Origin of the sequence: Rhodococcus kronopolitis (assembly GCF_042654025.1) — a bacterium.
Taxonomy (GTDB): Bacteria; Actinomycetota; Actinomycetes; order Mycobacteriales; family Mycobacteriaceae; genus Rhodococcus_G; species Rhodococcus_G kronopolitis.
This window is the reverse complement of record NZ_JBHSFO010000002.1, coordinates 431461-446628: the sequence shown is the minus strand read 5'-3', so window position 1 is coordinate 446628 and position 15168 is coordinate 431461. Positions and strand designations below refer to the sequence as shown.

Here is a 15168-nt window from a genome sequence, read left to right as displayed (position 1 = left end):
TTGCGGAGTGAGTTCAACAGCATTGGCCGAGCGTGCCGACGGTCGACTCGGTTTCGGCGGCACCCTGGCCCGGTGGAGCCGGCGATTCGTGGTCGGGTCGATCCTGATTGCGGTGGTGTTGGTCGGCGGGACCGCGGTGCGGGTGTGGCAGGTGGCCCGGATCAGCGACCTGACTGAGGCCGACGCGATCGTGGTGCTCGGCGCCGCCCAGTACTCGGGCACCCCGTCGTCGGTGTTCGCGGCGCGGCTCGAGCAGGCCGTCAAGCTCTTCGACAAGGGTGTGGCGCCGAGGATCGTCACCGTCGGCGGCAAGCAGGTCGGGGACGTCTACACCGAGGCCGCGTCCGGCAAGAACTACATGATCGGCCGCGGCGTGCCTGCGGACCGGATCATCGCCGTCGAGGAGGGATCGGACACGCTGCTCAGCATCGAGGGCGTGAGCCGGGTGATGGGCGAGCGCGGGATGTCCTCTGCCGTGCTGGTCAGCGACCCCTGGCACTCGCTCCGTGCCCGGACGATGGCACGCGACGTCGGGCTCGAGGCCTGGACGGCACCGACCCGACAGGGGCCCGCGGTGTTCACCCGGGAGTCGCAGGCGCACGGCATCATGCGGGAGACCGGCGCGCTGCTCTGGTACCAGCTCACCCACTTCTCGGCCGACTTCCCGTACACCGCGGTGCAGTGATGACCACCCCGGAGACCGCGCCCTACCGCCCGCACGACGTCGAACGGCGGGTCGTCGAGGCGCCCAAGTCCGGCGCGCTGCCCGGCACGTCGGCCCCGCGCAGCGACTTCGCCCGGGACCGGGCCCGGGTGCTGCACTGCGCGGCGCTGCGCCGACTCGCGGACAAGACCCAGGTGGTGGGCCCGCGGGACGGCGACACCCCCCGCACCCGGCTGACGCATTCGATCGAGGTGGCGCAGATCGGCCGCGGCATCGCCGACGGTCTCGGCTGCGACCCCGACCTGGTGGACCTGGCCGGGCTGGCGCACGACATCGGGCACCCGCCGTACGGGCACAACGGCGAGAAGGCGCTCGACGAGGTCGCGGCGAACTGCGGTGGCTTCGAGGGCAACGCCCAGAACCTGCGGATCCTGACCAGCCTGGAGCCGAAGATTCTCGATCCGGACGGCGGCAGCGCCGGCCTGAACCTGACCCGCGCGGCCCTCGACGCGTCCGTCAAGTACCCGTGGACCCGGCCCGGTCCGGGCGCCAAGTTCGGTGCCTACGACGACGACGCGGAGATCCTGGCCTGGGTGCGCGACGGCGCGCCGAGCACCAGGCGTTGCCTGGAGGCGCAGGTGATGGACTGGGCCGACGACGTCGCCTACTCCGTGCACGACGTCGAGGACGGGGTGATCGCGGGCCGGATCGACCTGCGCGCCCTGGCCGACCCCGGCGAGCAGCACGCGCTCGCGGAGATGGGTGCCGCGGAGTTCCGCGGACTGGTGGTCGACGACCTGGTCGAGGCGGCGCGGCGGCTGTCGGTGCTGCCGGTGGTGGTCGCCGTCGGCCGCTACGACGGCACGCTGACGTCGTCGGTGGCGCTGAAGAACCTGACCAGCGAGCTGGTGGGCCGGTTCGCGACCGCCGCCGTCACCCGGACCCGGGAGGTGACGGGTGGGGTGCCGCTGTCCCGGTACGACGCCGACCTGGAGATCCCGCCGATCGTGGCGGCCGAGGTGGCGCTGCTCAAGACGGTCGCGCTGCGCTACGTGATGTCCGACGCCGGTCACCGGACCCGTCAGGACCGTCAGCGCGACCGGATCCACCGGGTGGCGCAGTGGTTGATCCGCACCGCGCCGTCGGGGCTGGACCCGATCCTGCTGCCGGCGTGGGAACGGGCAGGCGACGACGCGGCGCGGACCCGGGTGATCGTGGACCAGATCGCGTCGTACACCGAGAGCCGGCTCGAGCGGGTCGACAAGCAGAGCCTCGGCGCGCAGGCGGCCTGGGGGTAGGGGCTCAGCCGGCCGGCAGCACCTCGGCCATCACCCGCAGCGTGTTGCCGCCCATGATCGCGCGGATCTCCTCGTCGGTGCGGCCACGGTCGCGCAGTTCCTGAGTGATCACCGCGATCTGGCTGGTGTCCCAGGCCACCGTCGTCGCGCCGTCGAAGTCGCTGCCGAGTGCCGCGGTCTGCAGGCCGCCCACCGCGACGACGTGCTCGATCGCGTCGACCACGGCGGCGGGGGTCAGTTCGCACACCGCCGCGTCCCAGTAGCCGATCCCGACGACGCCGCCGGTGGCCGCGACGCCGCGGATCTCGTCATCGGTGAGGTTGCGGTTGACCTTGCAGGTGGCCTGCACACCGCCGTGGCTGGCCACGACGGGCCGGGTCGCGAGCGCGAGCATCTCCGCGATCGCCGGGTGGCTGGCGTGCGCAATGTCGACGATGACCCCGCGCCGCTCCATCTCCGCGAACACCGTCCGGCCGAGGTCGGTCAGGCCGCCCTTCGCCTCGCCGTGCATGGAGCCGGCCGTCTCGTTGTCGAAGAAGTGGGTGAAGCCGGCCATCCGCATGCCCGCGTCGTAGAGCCGGTCGAAGTTCCCGGCGTCACCCTCGAGGTTCTGCAGGCCCTCGACGGAGAACAGCGCGCCGGTCACGTTCTCTCCGGCCGCCCGGTCGTCGAGCACGCTCGCCAGGTCCGCCTGCGTGCGGACCAGCCGCAGCTGCCCGTCCGAGTCCGCGGCCGCCTTCTCCAGCTTCTCCGCGTGGTAGAGCGAGCGCTCGAGCAGTGAGCGCCAGGTGCGCGGCGGCTGCAGCTGCGCGACCGTCAGCAGCTCGATGTTGTCGGTCTGGTCGGAGTTGGAGTCGTAGTTCTGGTTCTTCGGCGACTTCGACACGGACGAGAAGACCTGCAGTGCGACGTTGCCGTCCTGCAGGCGCGGCAGGTCCATGTGTCCGCGGTCGGACCGCTCGAGGAGGTCGCGGTCCCACATCAGGGTGTCCGAGTGCATGTCGGCGATCTGCAGGCGAGCGTGCAGGTCCCGGGTCGACGCGGTCACCTCCGGGAGGTCGCCGGGGACCTTCTTGTTCATGGACTTCTCGATGACGCCGGGGCCGATCGTGAAGAACGTGACCAGGGCGGCGGCGACCAGGACCAGTGCACCCACCAGGGTGCGGCGCAGCCACTTGCGCTTCGGGGACGGCATGCGGCAGATCCTAGGCGCACGACCCCCTAGACTGGCCCAGTGGCGGGCCGAATTTCTGAACGAGACATCGCGGCCATTCGCGACCGGGTACACATCGAGGACATCGTGGGGGAGTACGTCGCGCTCAAGCGCAGCGGCGGCGACTCGATGAAGGGCCTGTGCCCGTTCCACGACGAGAAGTCGCCCTCCTTCCACGCCCGGCCCAGTCACGGGACCTACCACTGCTTCGGCTGCGGCGAGGGCGGCGACGTCTACTCGTTCCTGCAGAAGATCGAGCACGTCTCCTTCGTCGAGGCCGTCGAGCAGCTGGCCGACCGGGTCGGCTACACCATCTCCTACGAGGGCGGCGGGCCGTCGGTGCAGCGCGACCGCGGCACCCGGGCCCGGCTGGTGGCGGCCAACGCGGCCGCGCAGGCGTTCTACGCGGCACGCCTCGGCGAACCTGACGCGCAGACCGCCCGCGACTACCTCACCGAACGCAACTTCGACGGCCAGGCCGCGCTCACCTTCGGCTGCGGCTACGCGCCCGACGGCTGGGACACGCTGACCAAGCACCTGATGACCAAGGGCTTCGAGGCCAACGAGATCGTCGAGGCCGGGCTGGCGACGCCGGGCAAGCGCGGCACCCCGATCGACCGGTTCCGGCGCCGGCTGGTGTGGCCGATCCGCAACCTCAGCGGCGACGTGATCGGGTTCGGTGCGCGCAAGCTCTTCGACGACGACACCATGCCCGGCAAGTACATCAACACCCCGGAAACCATGCTGTACAAGAAGTCGCAGGTGCTCTTCGGCCTGGACCTGGCCAAGCGGGAGATCGCCAAGGGCCACCAGGCGGTGATCGTCGAGGGCTACACCGACGTGATGGCCATGCACCTGGCCGGGGTGAAGACCGCGGTCGCGGCCTGCGGCACCGCGTTCGGCGAGGACCACCTGGCGATGCTGCGTCGACTCCTGTTGGACGACAGCTACTTCCGGGGCGAGGTCATCTACACCTTCGACGGTGACGCGGCGGGTCAGGCGGCCGCGCTCAAGGCGTTCGAGGGCGACCAGAAGATGTCCGGGCAGTCCTTCGTCGCGGTCGCGCCGGACGGGATGGACCCGTGCGAGCTGCGGCAGGCCTCCGGCGACGCCGCGGTCCGGGACCTGGTGGCGCGCCGGATCCCGATGTTCAAGTTCGTGGTGAAGTCGCTGCTCGCGGCGCACGACCTGGAGACCAGCGAGGGCCGGGTCGAGGCGCTGCGGCGCACGGTGCCGGTGGTCGCCCGGATCCGGGACGAGGCGCTGCGCGAGGACTACGCGCGTCAGCTCGCCGGCTGGGTCGGCTGGGACAACATCCCGACGGTGATCAAGCGGGTCCGCGACGAGGCGCGTCGGGGATCGTCCCGGACCTCCGGTCGCGGACGGCCGGGGACGGACCGCGTCGCCGAGACCGCCGACGCGCAGGCGCCGACGGGTCCGCCGCGCCCCAACCCGAAGGACCCGGCGCTGTGGCCGCAGCGCGACGCGCTCAAGGCGGCGCTGCAGTACCCGGCGATCGCCGGGTCGGTGTTCGACTCGCTGCCCGCGGAGACGTTCGGGCACCCGGCCTACGCGATGGTCCGGCAGGCCGTCGCCGCGGCAGGCGGAACCGCGGCGGGCCTGGCAGGCGCGGAGTGGATGGAGGCCGTCGGCAGGCAGGTGGAACCGCTGCAGTCGCTGGTCACCGAGCTGTCGGTGGAGCCGCTCCGGGCGTCGGACGTGCCGAACTACATCCCGCGGGTGCTGGCACGGCTGCAGGAGGTGTGGGTCGGTCAGCAGGTCGCCGACCTCAAGTCGAAGCTGCAGCGGATGTCGCAGGCGGACCGCCCGGACGAGTACATGTCGCTGTTCGGCGACCTGGTGGCGCTCGAGCAGTACCGGCGCAGCCTGCTCGAGCAGGCCGTCGGGGACAACTCCGAGGACGTCTAGCTCGCTGCGTACCGCCCCCGGGCGGTGCCCGCTCGCGCCCCGCGGTGCCCCCGGCGGGGGCCGGCTACAGGCGTTCGCGCGGTACGTAGATGGTGGTGTCCGGTTCGGTGTCGATCTGCTTGAGCGGCTCGAGCTTCGGCTGGGTGCTGAGGCTGTCGGAGAGCTTCTGCCGGCCCACCTCGATGACCTTCTTGGTGGCGGGGCTGCCTGCCACGGCCTTGGCGGCCCGGCTGATCTGTTCGTAGCGGGCCCGACCTGCCTTGGATCCGAGCACGTATCCCGCGGCGATACCGATCAACAAGCGCATCATTCCTGCTTTCCTCCCGGACGAACGGCCTGCCCACAGTGTGCCTGACACCGCGTTGGGCAGGCGATTTGGCACCAGGGTGGGGTTATGGGTTAAAGTCTCTCTGCAGCCAAACGGAAACGGGAGGCGCTGAAAGTAATCCCCTGTAGCTCAATTGGCAGAGCTTCCGACTGTTAATCGGACGGTTACTGGTTCGAGTCCAGTCGGGGGAGCACACAGAGAAGCCGCCCACCAGATCATCTGGTGGGCGGCTTCTTTGGTGTCGGGGGTTCGCCGGTCCGGCCCGCGGATCGAAATGTGACGAGCATCACCTGCCTGGCGGGCGGTCGCGCCGGGCGTACGTCCGGGCGGGTAACCGCACCCTGGTCTCGCACGCGTCGCGGGGGCCGGTAGCATTCTGCTCTGCAGTCCTCCGGCGTCGCCCGGGCGGAATGGGGCGGTAGCTCAGTCGGTTAGAGCCGTGGACTCATAATCCATTGGTCGCGGGTTCGAGCCCCGCCCGCCCCACTTCAGCAGATGTCCCCGAATCGAGCCCGACGGACCAACTCGTCGTCGACGGCAATCGTTCGGCCCCGACAAGTGCCGACCGGCCGTCGTCGTCGATGCCCGCCAAGCGCCCGGAGTTGTTCCGCGGTCAACGCTTTGGCCCCGGACGGGGAGTTCGGCCGGACCGGGGAGACGTCGCGCGCCGGATTCGAGTCCAGGTCCCGAAGCCAAGGACGTGTCGGTGCCGCGTGCGGTGAGACCTGGCGGCGCGACGTGACCCGCAACTAGACTCCGTGACTGTGGGACTGCTGTGGGCGATGACGATTCCAGGGCTGCTGTGCCTGCTGGTGCTGCTCGCATTCGCCGAGACGTTGTGGAACCGCCTCACGGGCGGCCGAGCGTTGCCGTGGACGCGGAAGCATGGCGGGCGCACCGTCTCCGCGACCGGGTTCGAGGAGGTCACGGCACTGTTCCAGGGATCCAAGCATCACGAGTTCGAGCAACGGCAGACTGCGTTGATGCATCGAGAGGACGAGGGGGACGGCGCACCGCCACGGGTGCGGGTCGACATCGCGTCGAACACCGTCGTGTTGCGGCCGGAGGCCACCTAGGCTGCCCCACCGGTCAGTCCCGGTGCAGCTGCGGATCCTCGTCCGACGGTGTCGGGAACCGCGTCACCATCGCCGAGCCGATCTCGTGCAGGCGCAGCAGGAAGGCCTTCTCGTCGTGGCCCTTGCGGCGCATCCACGCGGTGACCTCGCCGTTGCACTTGCTGGAGTTGCACGACGCGCAGGCAGGCGCGATGTTGTCGAGCGTGTAGCGGCCACCGCGCGAGATCGGCAGGACGCAGTCGCGCTGCAGGGGTCGGTCCCGGGCGCCGCAGTAGGCGCAGCCGTCCCACGCCTCCCGCAGTGCGGTCCACTGCTCGGCAGTGAGGTCGTGCTCGACGAGGTCCATCCGGCGCTTGCGTCGCCGCGCGTACCTGGATTTGCGGCTGATCGCCATGGCCGAACCCTACCGTCGCGGGCGACGAAGGCCCCGGAGCGCCGCTCCGGGGCCTTCGTCGTGGTGTGGTCGCCGCCGAGTCTTGGGCGGCGACGGCGCCTACTTCCCGTGCGCCGCCTTGTATTCCAGCGCGTAGGCGATCTTGCCGGGCTTGCCGTCGGAGTACGGCTTGGACAGCTTGGCGAACTCGCCCTTGTCCTCGGTCTTGCCGTCGTTCCACTGCGCCAGGGCGCCGAGCTGGGCCGCCGTGAAGCCGCCGCCGACGACGGTGTCGGCCGGAAGGGCCGTCTGCGCCTTCGTGACCCGCTTGACGGTGTCGAGGTAGCTGGCGAGCTCGCGGGTGTTCCAGCCGCTCAGGTCGGCGGCCTTCGCGTCACGAAGCCATGCGCCCCAGTAGAACTCCTGGAACGGGATGGTTCCGGGGGTGAAGCCGATGTCCCGGGCGAAGTACATGAGGCTGCGGTACCGGTCGTCGGCGAAGTTGGCCAGGCCCACCCCGGCGGGGAGGCTGGTGACCGGGACCTCCTTGCCGTCGACGTCGTGGTTCCAGACCCACCCGTTCTTCTTCATCTCGGCCCAGAAGTTGTTGACGGTGAAGGTGCTCAGGTTGGCGAGCACTCGCAACCGCACGTGCACGTCGGGACCCTCGGTCTCGTAGAACGAGGTCAGGGTGTGGTGGCCGTCGGTCAGGTAGAGCTTGGCAGCGGGACCGATCACCACGGTCTTCATCGGCGCGACGGATTCGGCCGTCTCCTGGCCAACCGGCAGCTCGCAGGTGAACGAGCCCGGATCCGCGATCTTCGCGCCGGGGGTCACCGTCACGGCCTTGACCTGACCGTTGGCCTCACACCAGTCGTCGAACTTCTTGTTGATCTCGTCCTTGCCGAGGGTGTACCGGCCGAGCTTGTAGTACACCTCGTCGTACCCCAGGGAGGGCTGGGTGGCGCGCACGTCGCCGATCCGGACGTCGATGAGGTCACCGACCTCCGAGCACCGGAACGGGGAGTCGGAGAAGCCGGCGGCCGACCCGCTCGACGAACCGTTGGGGAACAGGTCGGACGCGCTGCCCGCGGAGGGACCGCAGCTGGGGGAGTTGATGTCGGGTTCGGCGAGGGCGGTCCCGGTGGCGCCGAGGGTGCCGGCGCCGACGAGGGCAAACGCGGCCAGCGTCGTGAGCGCGCGGCGTGAGGTGAGAGACATGGGTGGGTGATCTCCTGGTCGACGGTGAGGTGCGAGTCACCTTGATCCGCCCCGATGGCCGGGCGGCCGACCGCGGGTGGACCGGCGTCGACGGTTCCGTGAACGGTCGGCGCCACCGAACCCCGGCTCGACGAATCCGCTCGACGATCCGCCGCTCGACGGCGGGGTGGCCTGCCAGGTTACTTGTAGCAGGCGACGCCGTCGCCGTCGCGATCCAGATCGGTCGAGTATCCGGGCTGGCCGCGGTGGATGGGCGCCGCGCCTGCCGCGCGTACCTGCACGCAGTTCGTGTAGGTCGACCCTGACGGACTGACCGGGTCCGCGGCGGACCCGGTGCCGAGGCACTCGGCCGCGAACCCGAGCGCGTCGTCGGCGTAGTCGGCGGCCCCACGCTCGGTCATCGGCGGACGGCAGTCCTCGACGGTGGCGCCGCCCGTTCGCTTCTCGGTCCCGTCGGAGCCGAGTTGCTCGGGGTCTGGGCAGTTGTAGCAGAGCCGGCCCTCGACCTCGTGGTCGTAGGGCTCGGTGGTCGGGTCGGTCGCCGCCCCGTTCTCGGGCTCGTGCTCGTGCTCGGTGACGGGTGCGTCCGTGACGGGCTCGTCGGTGCGGGTTTCGTCGGTCCGGTTTTCGCCGGTGCGGGGTGCGCCGGTGACGGGGGAGGACTGCTCGGGGGCGGTCTCCGAGGGGCGCGGTGCCGCGATCTGCGGCGGTGTGGTCGGCGCCGGCGGCTCCGGCGTCGTGCTCGTGACCGCGCCGCTCGGCGGGTTGACGGACTGTCCGGGCGAGCATCCCGCGAGAACGGCGCAGCCGAGGGCGGCAGCCAGGGCGGCGATGCGCACGTTCACGGATGCTTCTCCAGTCTGCGCATGGACAGTGCGCGGTGCAGGTCAGCAGTGTTTTCGCAACTATCGCACATGCGGCCGGTGTCGCGCCCGCCGTCGGGGGCCTCGACTTCGCGACGCGGGAGACGGTCAGGTCGCGGGGCTGGGTCTACCGGAACGCCGGCTCGACGAACCGTTCCACGATCCGCCGCTCGGTGTCCGGGTCCGCCGCGGGCAGGGCCAGCAGCGACATCACCACCCGCACGATCCACTGCGCGCTGTCGTCGTCCGGGGCGATGCCGGTCAGGGTGGTGGCGATCCGGCCGAGTTCCGGGGACGAGGCGAGGTAGTCGTCGCCGCGTCCGGGACCGGTGTGCGCGAACCACGCGGCCAGTGCCGGGTCCGAGCGGACCGCCGCGACCGAGGTGAGGATCGCCTCGACGATGCGGCGGGAGCCGGTCAGCGGCGCCACCGCGGTCGCAACCTGCTCCGCGACGGTGGCGGCGGCCGCGGCGACCACCCCGCCGACCAACGCGGACTTGCCGCCGACGTGCCGGTACAGCGTCGCCCGTGAGCATCCCGCCCGCTCCGCGACGTCCTCGATGCTGACCTGTTCGAGGCCGCGTTCGAGGAACAGTTCGGCGGCCGCCGCCCGGATCTGTGCGACGGCGGCCGCCCGCCGCGGGTCGGTGCCCAGCCAGTCCTGCCGTCGGTTCGACGTGTCCATCAGTCCTCCGATCGGCGTCTCACTGATGTCTCACTCCTGAGACGGAGTTGGGCGAGAGTCTAGCCACGGCCCACTCGGTGAGGGTGCTGACCAGGCCGTCGTCGGGGCCCTCGGCGGCGGGTGAGACGGGCCGTCGACGCCCGCGTCGGGTGCGCATCTCAACCCTCCTGCCGGGGTTGACAGGCCTGTGACCAGAGGGAACGGTGGTGCCTCGACACGAGTCCTACTGCCGCGGGAGACGGAAGATGACCACCTTGCCGCTCGACGGGATCGACATCTTCGACCCGGTCAACCTCGACGACCCGAACGGCCTCTACCGGGCGCTGCGCGAGGGCTCTCCCGTCCATCGGGTCCCCGGCACCGACTTCTACCTCGTCTCTACCTGGGAGCTGGTGACCGAGGCGGCAGCCCGCGTCGACGACTTCTCCTCGAACCTGACGGGCATGCTCGTCCAGCAGCCGGAGGGCCCGCCCGCCACCTTCGACATGGACGGCGGCGGTCGGGCCGTGCACGTGCTCGCGACGGCCGACGACCCCACCCACCTCCAGCACCGCAGGCTGGTGCTGCAGAGCCTCGGCAAGCGGATCCGGGCGCTGACGCCGGCCGTCGAGCAGCTGGCCGACCGGCTGTGGGCCGAGGGCCTGTGCGAGGGCCGGATCGACTTCGCCGGCGCGATGGCCGACGCGTTGCCGCTGGCCGTGATCGCCGAGCTGATCGGTCTTCCCGAGGCCGACGTGCCGCAGCTGCTGGGCTGGGCGTACGACAGCACCGAGATGCTCGGCGGGGTGGTCACCGCGGACCGGCTCGGGCAGCTCGTCACCTCCTCGGTGGAGCTCGCGGGCTACCTGCACGCCCGGTTCGTCGAGGCCAAGGACGAACCCCGCGACGACCTGCTCGGCGTGCTCGTCGCGGCGAGCCGGGCGGGCGAGCTCACCGACGACGTCGCGGTGCTGATCCTGATTCAGCTGGTCGGCGCGGGCGGCGAGTCGACGGCCGGACTGATCGCCAGCGCCGCGCGGCTGCTGGCGACCCGGCCCGACCTGCAGGAGCTCCTGCGCGCCGAGCCCGCCCGGATCGACGCCTTCCTGGACGAGGCGCTGCGGCTGGAGTCGCCGTTCCGTGCGCACCACCGGCACGTGGTCGCCGACACCACGCTCGGCGGGGTGGCGCTGCCCGCCGGCAGTCACCTGCTGCTGCTCTGGGGCGCGGCGAACCGTGACCCGGCCCGGTTCGAGCGGCCGGACGAGCTCGACCTCGACCGGCCGAGCATCCGCTCCCACCTGGCGTTCGGGAAGGGCGCCCACTTCTGCGTCGGCTCGGCGCTGGCCCGGATGGAGGCGACGGCCGCGATCGCCCTGTTGCTGGACCGCAGCACCGAGGTCACCCTCGCCGACGGCGCCGAGTGGGTGCCGAGCATCTTCGTGCGCAGGCACCTCCGGCTGCCGCTGTGGGTGCGCTGACCGGCGACCGCGATTCGTCGCGTGGCGACGGACGGCCTCACCGACGCGGGGAGAGACCGGAACCGGCCTCGGGCGGGCCGACGGACGTGTCGACCCGTCCGGACCCGGCCCTGCCTGACCTGGCGTTTCTCCTCATCGTTAGACCCTGTCACGAAATTGGCCTAGAACGTGTTCCAATTTGGCGGTTTTCCCGCTATCGTGTGCCCTGTGATCACCGTCACCTCGATCACGACAAGCTGACGCGGACGAAAGGCCAGAACCAAAGATGAAGACTAAAGGCGCGCTGTTGTGGGGACTGAACGAGCCGTTCTCGGTCGAGGAGATCGAACTCGGTGATCCGCGGGAGGGCGAGGTCCAGATCCGCATGGAGGCGGCCGGGATGTGCCACTCCGACTACCACCTCGTCACCGGCGCCACCCCGCTGCCGTCGTTCCCGGCACTGGCCGGGCACGAGGGTTCCGGTGTCGTCACCAAGGTCGGCCCGAACGTCAAGCGGCTCAAGGAGGGCGACCACGTCGTCCTGTCCTTCATCCCCGCCTGTGGCGCCTGTGACCCGTGTACGCAGGGTTACTCGAACCTCTGCGACCTGGGCATGGGCCTGCTGAGCGGCCAGTCCATCTCCGACGGCTCGTACCGTATCCAGGCCCGCGGCCAGAACGTCATCCCGATGTCCCTGCTCGGCACGTTCTCGCCGTACATGACCGTGCACGAGTACTCCGCGGTCAAGATCGACGAGCACATCCCGTTCGAGGTCGCCGCGCTGGTCGGCTGCGGCGTCACCACCGGCTGGGGCTCGGCGACCAACGTCGCGCAGGTCCGCCCCGGCGACTCCGTCGCGATCGTCGGTGTCGGCGGCGTCGGCATGGCCGCGCTCCAGGGCGCGGTCGTCTCCGGTGCGCGCCACGTCATCGCCATCGACCCGGTCCCGTTCAAGCGCGAGCAGGCCCTCAAGTTCGGCGCCACCCACGCCTACGCGAGCCTCGAGGAGGCCATCGTCCCGGTCATGGAACTGACCTGGGGCAAGATGTGCCAGAAGGTCATCCTGACCATGGGCGAGATGGACGGCGCGATGGTCGACCCGGCGCTGACCCTGACCGCCAAGGCCGGCACCTGCGTCGTGACCTCGATGGGCAACATGTCCGACATGGACGTGAAGATGAACCTCTTCCTCTTCGCGATGCTGCAGAAGACGCTCAAGGGCAACGTGTTCGGCGGCGCCAACCCGCGTCACGAGATCCCGATGCTGCTCGACCTGTACAAGTCCGGCCAGCTCAACCTGCAGGACATGATCTCCAACACCTACAGCCTCGAGCAGATCAATGACGGCTACCAGGACATGCTGGACGGCAAGAACCTCCGCGGCGTCATCAAGTACACCGACGCGGACCGCTAGACCCTCGCACCACTCGACGGCGCCGGGCAGCTCATTCGAGCCGCCCGGCGCCGTCGTCGTTGCCGGCCACCCATTCGTCGATGAGCCCGGCGACCCGGTCCGGCGCGTCGACGGGGACGAACGCCCCGCAGTCGTCGAGGACCTCGAGCCGGGCGCCCGGGATGTCGGCCGCCAGCCTGCGGCCCAGGTCGAGGCCGAAGACGCGGTCGTCGGCGCCCCAGACGAGCAGTGCCCCGCCGGTGAAGGTGCGTAGCTGCCGCGCGGCGGCCAGGGTGTGCGAGGCGTCGATCCCCGCGAAGAACTTGACGGTGTCCCGGCGCAGCCGCCGGTCCCGCAGCGGCCGCGTCCAGCCGGCGATCACCTCGTCGCCGGGCCCGCGGTGGCTCAGGGGGCGTGGTATCGCGAACCGGCGTGCCGCCCGCAGCCGAATGAGCCGCCCGCCGAGGGCGAGGACCCCGGGCGCCCGGCCGAGTGCGAAGAAGGCGCGCAGCGACCGGGGCGGAAACTGCTCGTAGGCGTCGCAGGCGGTGAGGACCAGCGTCCGCACGAGATCGGGATGCCGGGCGGCCAGGATCTGGCTCAGGCCACCGCCGGTGTCGTTGCCCACCAGCGTGACCTGGCGCAGCCCGAGGTGCCCGACCAGTTCGGCGGCGAGGTCGGCCAGGGCGGGCGGGTTCAGATCGGCGCCGGGGTTCATCGGCCGGGTGTGCGAGCCGAGGGGGAGTGTCGGCAGCAGACACCGGTATCCGAGGGCTGCGGTCCGTTCGGCGACGCCGTCCCAGAGGTGGCTGTCGACGAGCGCGCCGTGCACGAAGAGCAGCGGGCTGCCGGACGGGGCGCCGATCTCGCGCAGATGCACCGGGCCCGCGGTGGTCTCGATCCAGTGTTCCGTTTCCAGGTTGGTGCCGCTCTGCGTCATGTCGGGCTCCTGTATTGAAAGTGGATTCAATAGCAACTTCGACGGTAGCCTCTGTTGAACACCATTTCAATAGCCGTCGAGCCCCTGGAGTGAGCGCGACCGAGGGGAGGGGGCGCCGATGCCCGAGCAACGCACCCGGCTGACGACCGAGCAGCGCCGCGCCGAGCTGATCGAGGCGACCCTGCGCGCGCTGTCCAGCCGGGACCCGGAACGGCTTTCCGTGCAGGAGATCTCGGCGGAGGCCGGGGTGTCCGTCGGACTGCTGTACCACTACTTCGGCGGCAAGGACGCGCTCGTCTTCGCGGCGATGGAGTTCGCGGCGGACCGGATGATCGCGGACCTGACCGCGGCCACCGGCGAGGGGCCGTTGCTCGGCCGGCTGATGGCCGGACTCGGGGCCTACCTCGACCACGTGCAGCTGCACAGCGTCGGCTGGCAGGCCCTGATGCGGGCCGGTGGGAGTTCGGGCCTCGCCGAACTCGGGCGCCGGGTGGACGCGGCCTCGTTCGAGCTGATCCTCGACGCGCTCGGCATCGACACGCCGAGCGAGACCGCGGTCATGGTGGTCGAGGGCTGCCTGGCGTTCGAGAAGGCCGCGTGCCTGCGCTGGCTGGCGAGCGCGGACATCGAGCGGGCGACCCTCGAACAGGTGCTGGCCGGGACGTTCCTGTCGGCACTGCAGTCCGCCTCGGGTGCGGATCCGGCACTGGCGGCCGGGCTGGCCAGGCTGGCGGAGGGCTGAGGGCGGTCTCGTAGGCTGACCGGGTGCAGAGCCTCAATGCGATCACCCAGTGGCCCGTCGACCATGCCGCCGCGGCGGTGATCGGCCCGGACGGCACGATCGCGTCGGCGGGGGAGCCGGACCGGGTGTTCGCCCTGGCCTCGGTGACCAAGCCGCTGGTCGCCTACGCGGTGCTCGTCGCCGTCGAGGAGGGCGCGGTCGAACTCGACCAGCCCGCCGGCCCGCCCGGGTCGACGGTGCGGCACCTGCTCGCACACGCCTCCGGGCTCGCGTTCGGCGAGAACGTGGTGGCGGCCGCGCCCGGAGCCAAGCGGATCTACTCGAGCGTCGGCTTCGAGGTGCTCGCCGACCTGGTCGCGGCCGAGAGCGGGATCGAGTTCTCCGAGTACCTGCGCGAGGCGGTGTTCGTGCCGCTGGGCATGACGGCGTCCGCGCTGACCGGGCCAGCCGGGCACGGCGCCGCGTCCACGGTCGCCGACCTGGCCCGGTTCGCCCGCGAGTTGTTGCGACCCAGCCTGGTCTCGGCGCAGACCGCCGCCGCCGCGACCACAGTGCAGTTCCCCGGGCTCGACGGCCTGCTGCCCGGCTACGGTTCGCAGCGGCCCAACGACTGGGGCCTCGGGTTCGAGATCCGGGGCCGGAAGTCGCCGCACTGGACCGGCACCGGGAACTCGTCGGCGACCTTCGGGCACTTCGGGCAGTCCGGCACCTTCCTGTGGGTCGATCCGGTCCGGTCGTTCGCCTGCGTGGCGCTGGCGGACCGGCCGTTCGGCGACTGGGCCAAGTCGGCCTGGCCGGTGCTCAGCGATGCCGTGCTGGCCGAGACGCCCCGCCGGTAGCGCCGGGCTCAGCTCTCCGCGCCCCGATCCGGACCGCCGAAAGGCCAGATAACCACTGGTTACCTTTTCGTGATGCGTAAGGCTGGACCCTGGTGCACACTGATACCTCGAACGTGCGTGGAGTCGACATGAGGCCGTTGGGGAAGACGTCCCTCGTCGAGCAGG

The 15168-nt window shown here is 70.9% G+C and carries 15 protein-coding genes and 2 tRNA genes; 10 read left to right on the top strand and 7 right to left on the bottom strand.

Going from position 1 to position 15168, the window contains the following annotated elements:
* The first annotated feature begins 7 nt into the window (after positions 1–7).
* Positions 8–685 (top strand): YdcF family protein, encoded by a 678-nt coding sequence (locus ACFO6S_RS05385; RefSeq protein WP_378414825.1) that lies wholly within the window; start codon positions 8–10, stop codon positions 683–685.
* Entirely contained in the window at positions 685–1962 is a 1278-nt protein-coding gene (locus ACFO6S_RS05380; protein ID WP_378414823.1) for a deoxyguanosinetriphosphate triphosphohydrolase, read from the top strand. Before ACFO6S_RS05385 ends, ACFO6S_RS05380 begins: the two co-directional genes overlap by 1 nt.
* A 4-nt stretch (positions 1963–1966) precedes the next feature.
* Here the strand turns inward: ACFO6S_RS05380 and ACFO6S_RS05375 are convergent, their stop codons facing one another.
* Positions 1967–3157 (bottom strand): dipeptidase, encoded by a 1191-nt coding sequence (locus ACFO6S_RS05375; RefSeq protein ID WP_378414821.1) that lies wholly within the window; start codon positions 3155–3157, stop codon positions 1967–1969.
* Positions 3158–3196: 39 nt separating this feature from the next.
* Between ACFO6S_RS05375 and dnaG the strand changes: the two genes are divergently transcribed.
* Entirely contained in the window at positions 3197–5104 is a 1908-nt protein-coding gene (gene dnaG, locus ACFO6S_RS05370; RefSeq protein ID WP_378414820.1) for a DNA primase, read from the top strand.
* A 64-nt stretch (positions 5105–5168) separates the two neighbouring features.
* Here dnaG and ACFO6S_RS05365 read toward each other — a convergent pair whose 3' ends face one another.
* The gene (locus tag ACFO6S_RS05365; RefSeq protein WP_072845833.1) at positions 5169–5414 is read right to left on the bottom strand and encodes a hypothetical protein; all 246 of its coding nucleotides are present in this window, start codon (positions 5412–5414) and stop codon (positions 5169–5171) included.
* Positions 5415–5550: 136 nt separating this feature from the next.
* Here ACFO6S_RS05365 and ACFO6S_RS05360 point away from each other — a divergent pair.
* The 3 genes from ACFO6S_RS05360 (at position 5551) to ACFO6S_RS05350 (ending at position 6508) form a co-directional block, all read left to right on the top strand.
* A tRNA-Asn gene (locus ACFO6S_RS05360) sits at positions 5551–5623 on the top strand.
* A 221-nt stretch (positions 5624–5844) separates the two neighbouring features.
* Positions 5845–5918: transfer RNA gene (locus tag ACFO6S_RS05355), tRNA-Ile, on the top strand.
* Positions 5919–6196: 278 nt separating this feature from the next.
* Entirely contained in the window at positions 6197–6508 is a 312-nt protein-coding gene (locus ACFO6S_RS05350; RefSeq protein ID WP_378414818.1) for a DUF6191 domain-containing protein, read from the top strand.
* Between the two features lie 13 nt (positions 6509–6521).
* Here ACFO6S_RS05350 and ACFO6S_RS05345 read toward each other — a convergent pair whose 3' ends face one another.
* From ACFO6S_RS05345 to ACFO6S_RS05330, 4 genes are all read right to left on the bottom strand, one after another.
* Positions 6522–6854 carry an HNH endonuclease gene (locus ACFO6S_RS05345; protein ID WP_378415236.1) on the bottom strand — a complete coding sequence of 111 codons (333 nt, stop codon included), beginning with the start codon at positions 6852–6854 and terminating at the stop codon, positions 6522–6524.
* Between the two features lie 147 nt (positions 6855–7001).
* Positions 7002–8102, bottom strand: a complete 1101-nt coding sequence (locus ACFO6S_RS05340; protein ID WP_378414816.1) for a ParB/Srx family N-terminal domain-containing protein — start codon at positions 8100–8102, stop codon at positions 7002–7004.
* Between the two features lie 179 nt (positions 8103–8281).
* A complete protein-coding gene (locus ACFO6S_RS05335) occupies positions 8282–8947 on the bottom strand; it encodes an excalibur calcium-binding domain-containing protein (protein WP_378414814.1) in 666 nt (221 codons plus the stop codon).
* A gap of 145 nt (positions 8948–9092) precedes the next feature.
* Positions 9093–9650 (bottom strand): TetR/AcrR family transcriptional regulator, encoded by a 558-nt coding sequence (locus tag ACFO6S_RS05330; RefSeq protein ID WP_378414812.1) that lies wholly within the window; start codon positions 9648–9650, stop codon positions 9093–9095.
* 245 nt (positions 9651–9895) lie between these two features.
* On the opposite strand from ACFO6S_RS05330, the gene ACFO6S_RS05325 reads away from it, so the two are divergent.
* Positions 9896–11110, top strand: coding sequence for a cytochrome P450 (locus tag ACFO6S_RS05325; protein WP_378414810.1), 1215 nt, complete (start codon positions 9896–9898; stop codon positions 11108–11110).
* Between the two features lie 265 nt (positions 11111–11375).
* Positions 11376–12503, top strand: coding sequence for an NDMA-dependent alcohol dehydrogenase (locus ACFO6S_RS05320; RefSeq protein WP_378414808.1), 1128 nt, complete (start codon positions 11376–11378; stop codon positions 12501–12503).
* 31 nt (positions 12504–12534) lie between these two features.
* Here ACFO6S_RS05320 and ACFO6S_RS05315 read toward each other — a convergent pair whose 3' ends face one another.
* Positions 12535–13422 carry an alpha/beta fold hydrolase gene (locus ACFO6S_RS05315; protein WP_378414807.1) on the bottom strand — a complete coding sequence of 296 codons (888 nt, stop codon included), beginning with the start codon at positions 13420–13422 and terminating at the stop codon, positions 12535–12537.
* A gap of 118 nt (positions 13423–13540) precedes the next feature.
* On the opposite strand from ACFO6S_RS05315, the gene ACFO6S_RS05310 reads away from it, so the two are divergent.
* Complete coding sequence (locus ACFO6S_RS05310) at positions 13541–14164, top strand: TetR/AcrR family transcriptional regulator (RefSeq protein ID WP_378414805.1); 624 nt, start codon at positions 13541–13543, stop codon at positions 14162–14164.
* Between the two features lie 23 nt (positions 14165–14187).
* Complete coding sequence (locus ACFO6S_RS05305; RefSeq protein WP_378414803.1) at positions 14188–15003, top strand: serine hydrolase domain-containing protein; 816 nt, start codon at positions 14188–14190, stop codon at positions 15001–15003.
* Positions 15004–15168: the final 165 nt, after the last annotated feature.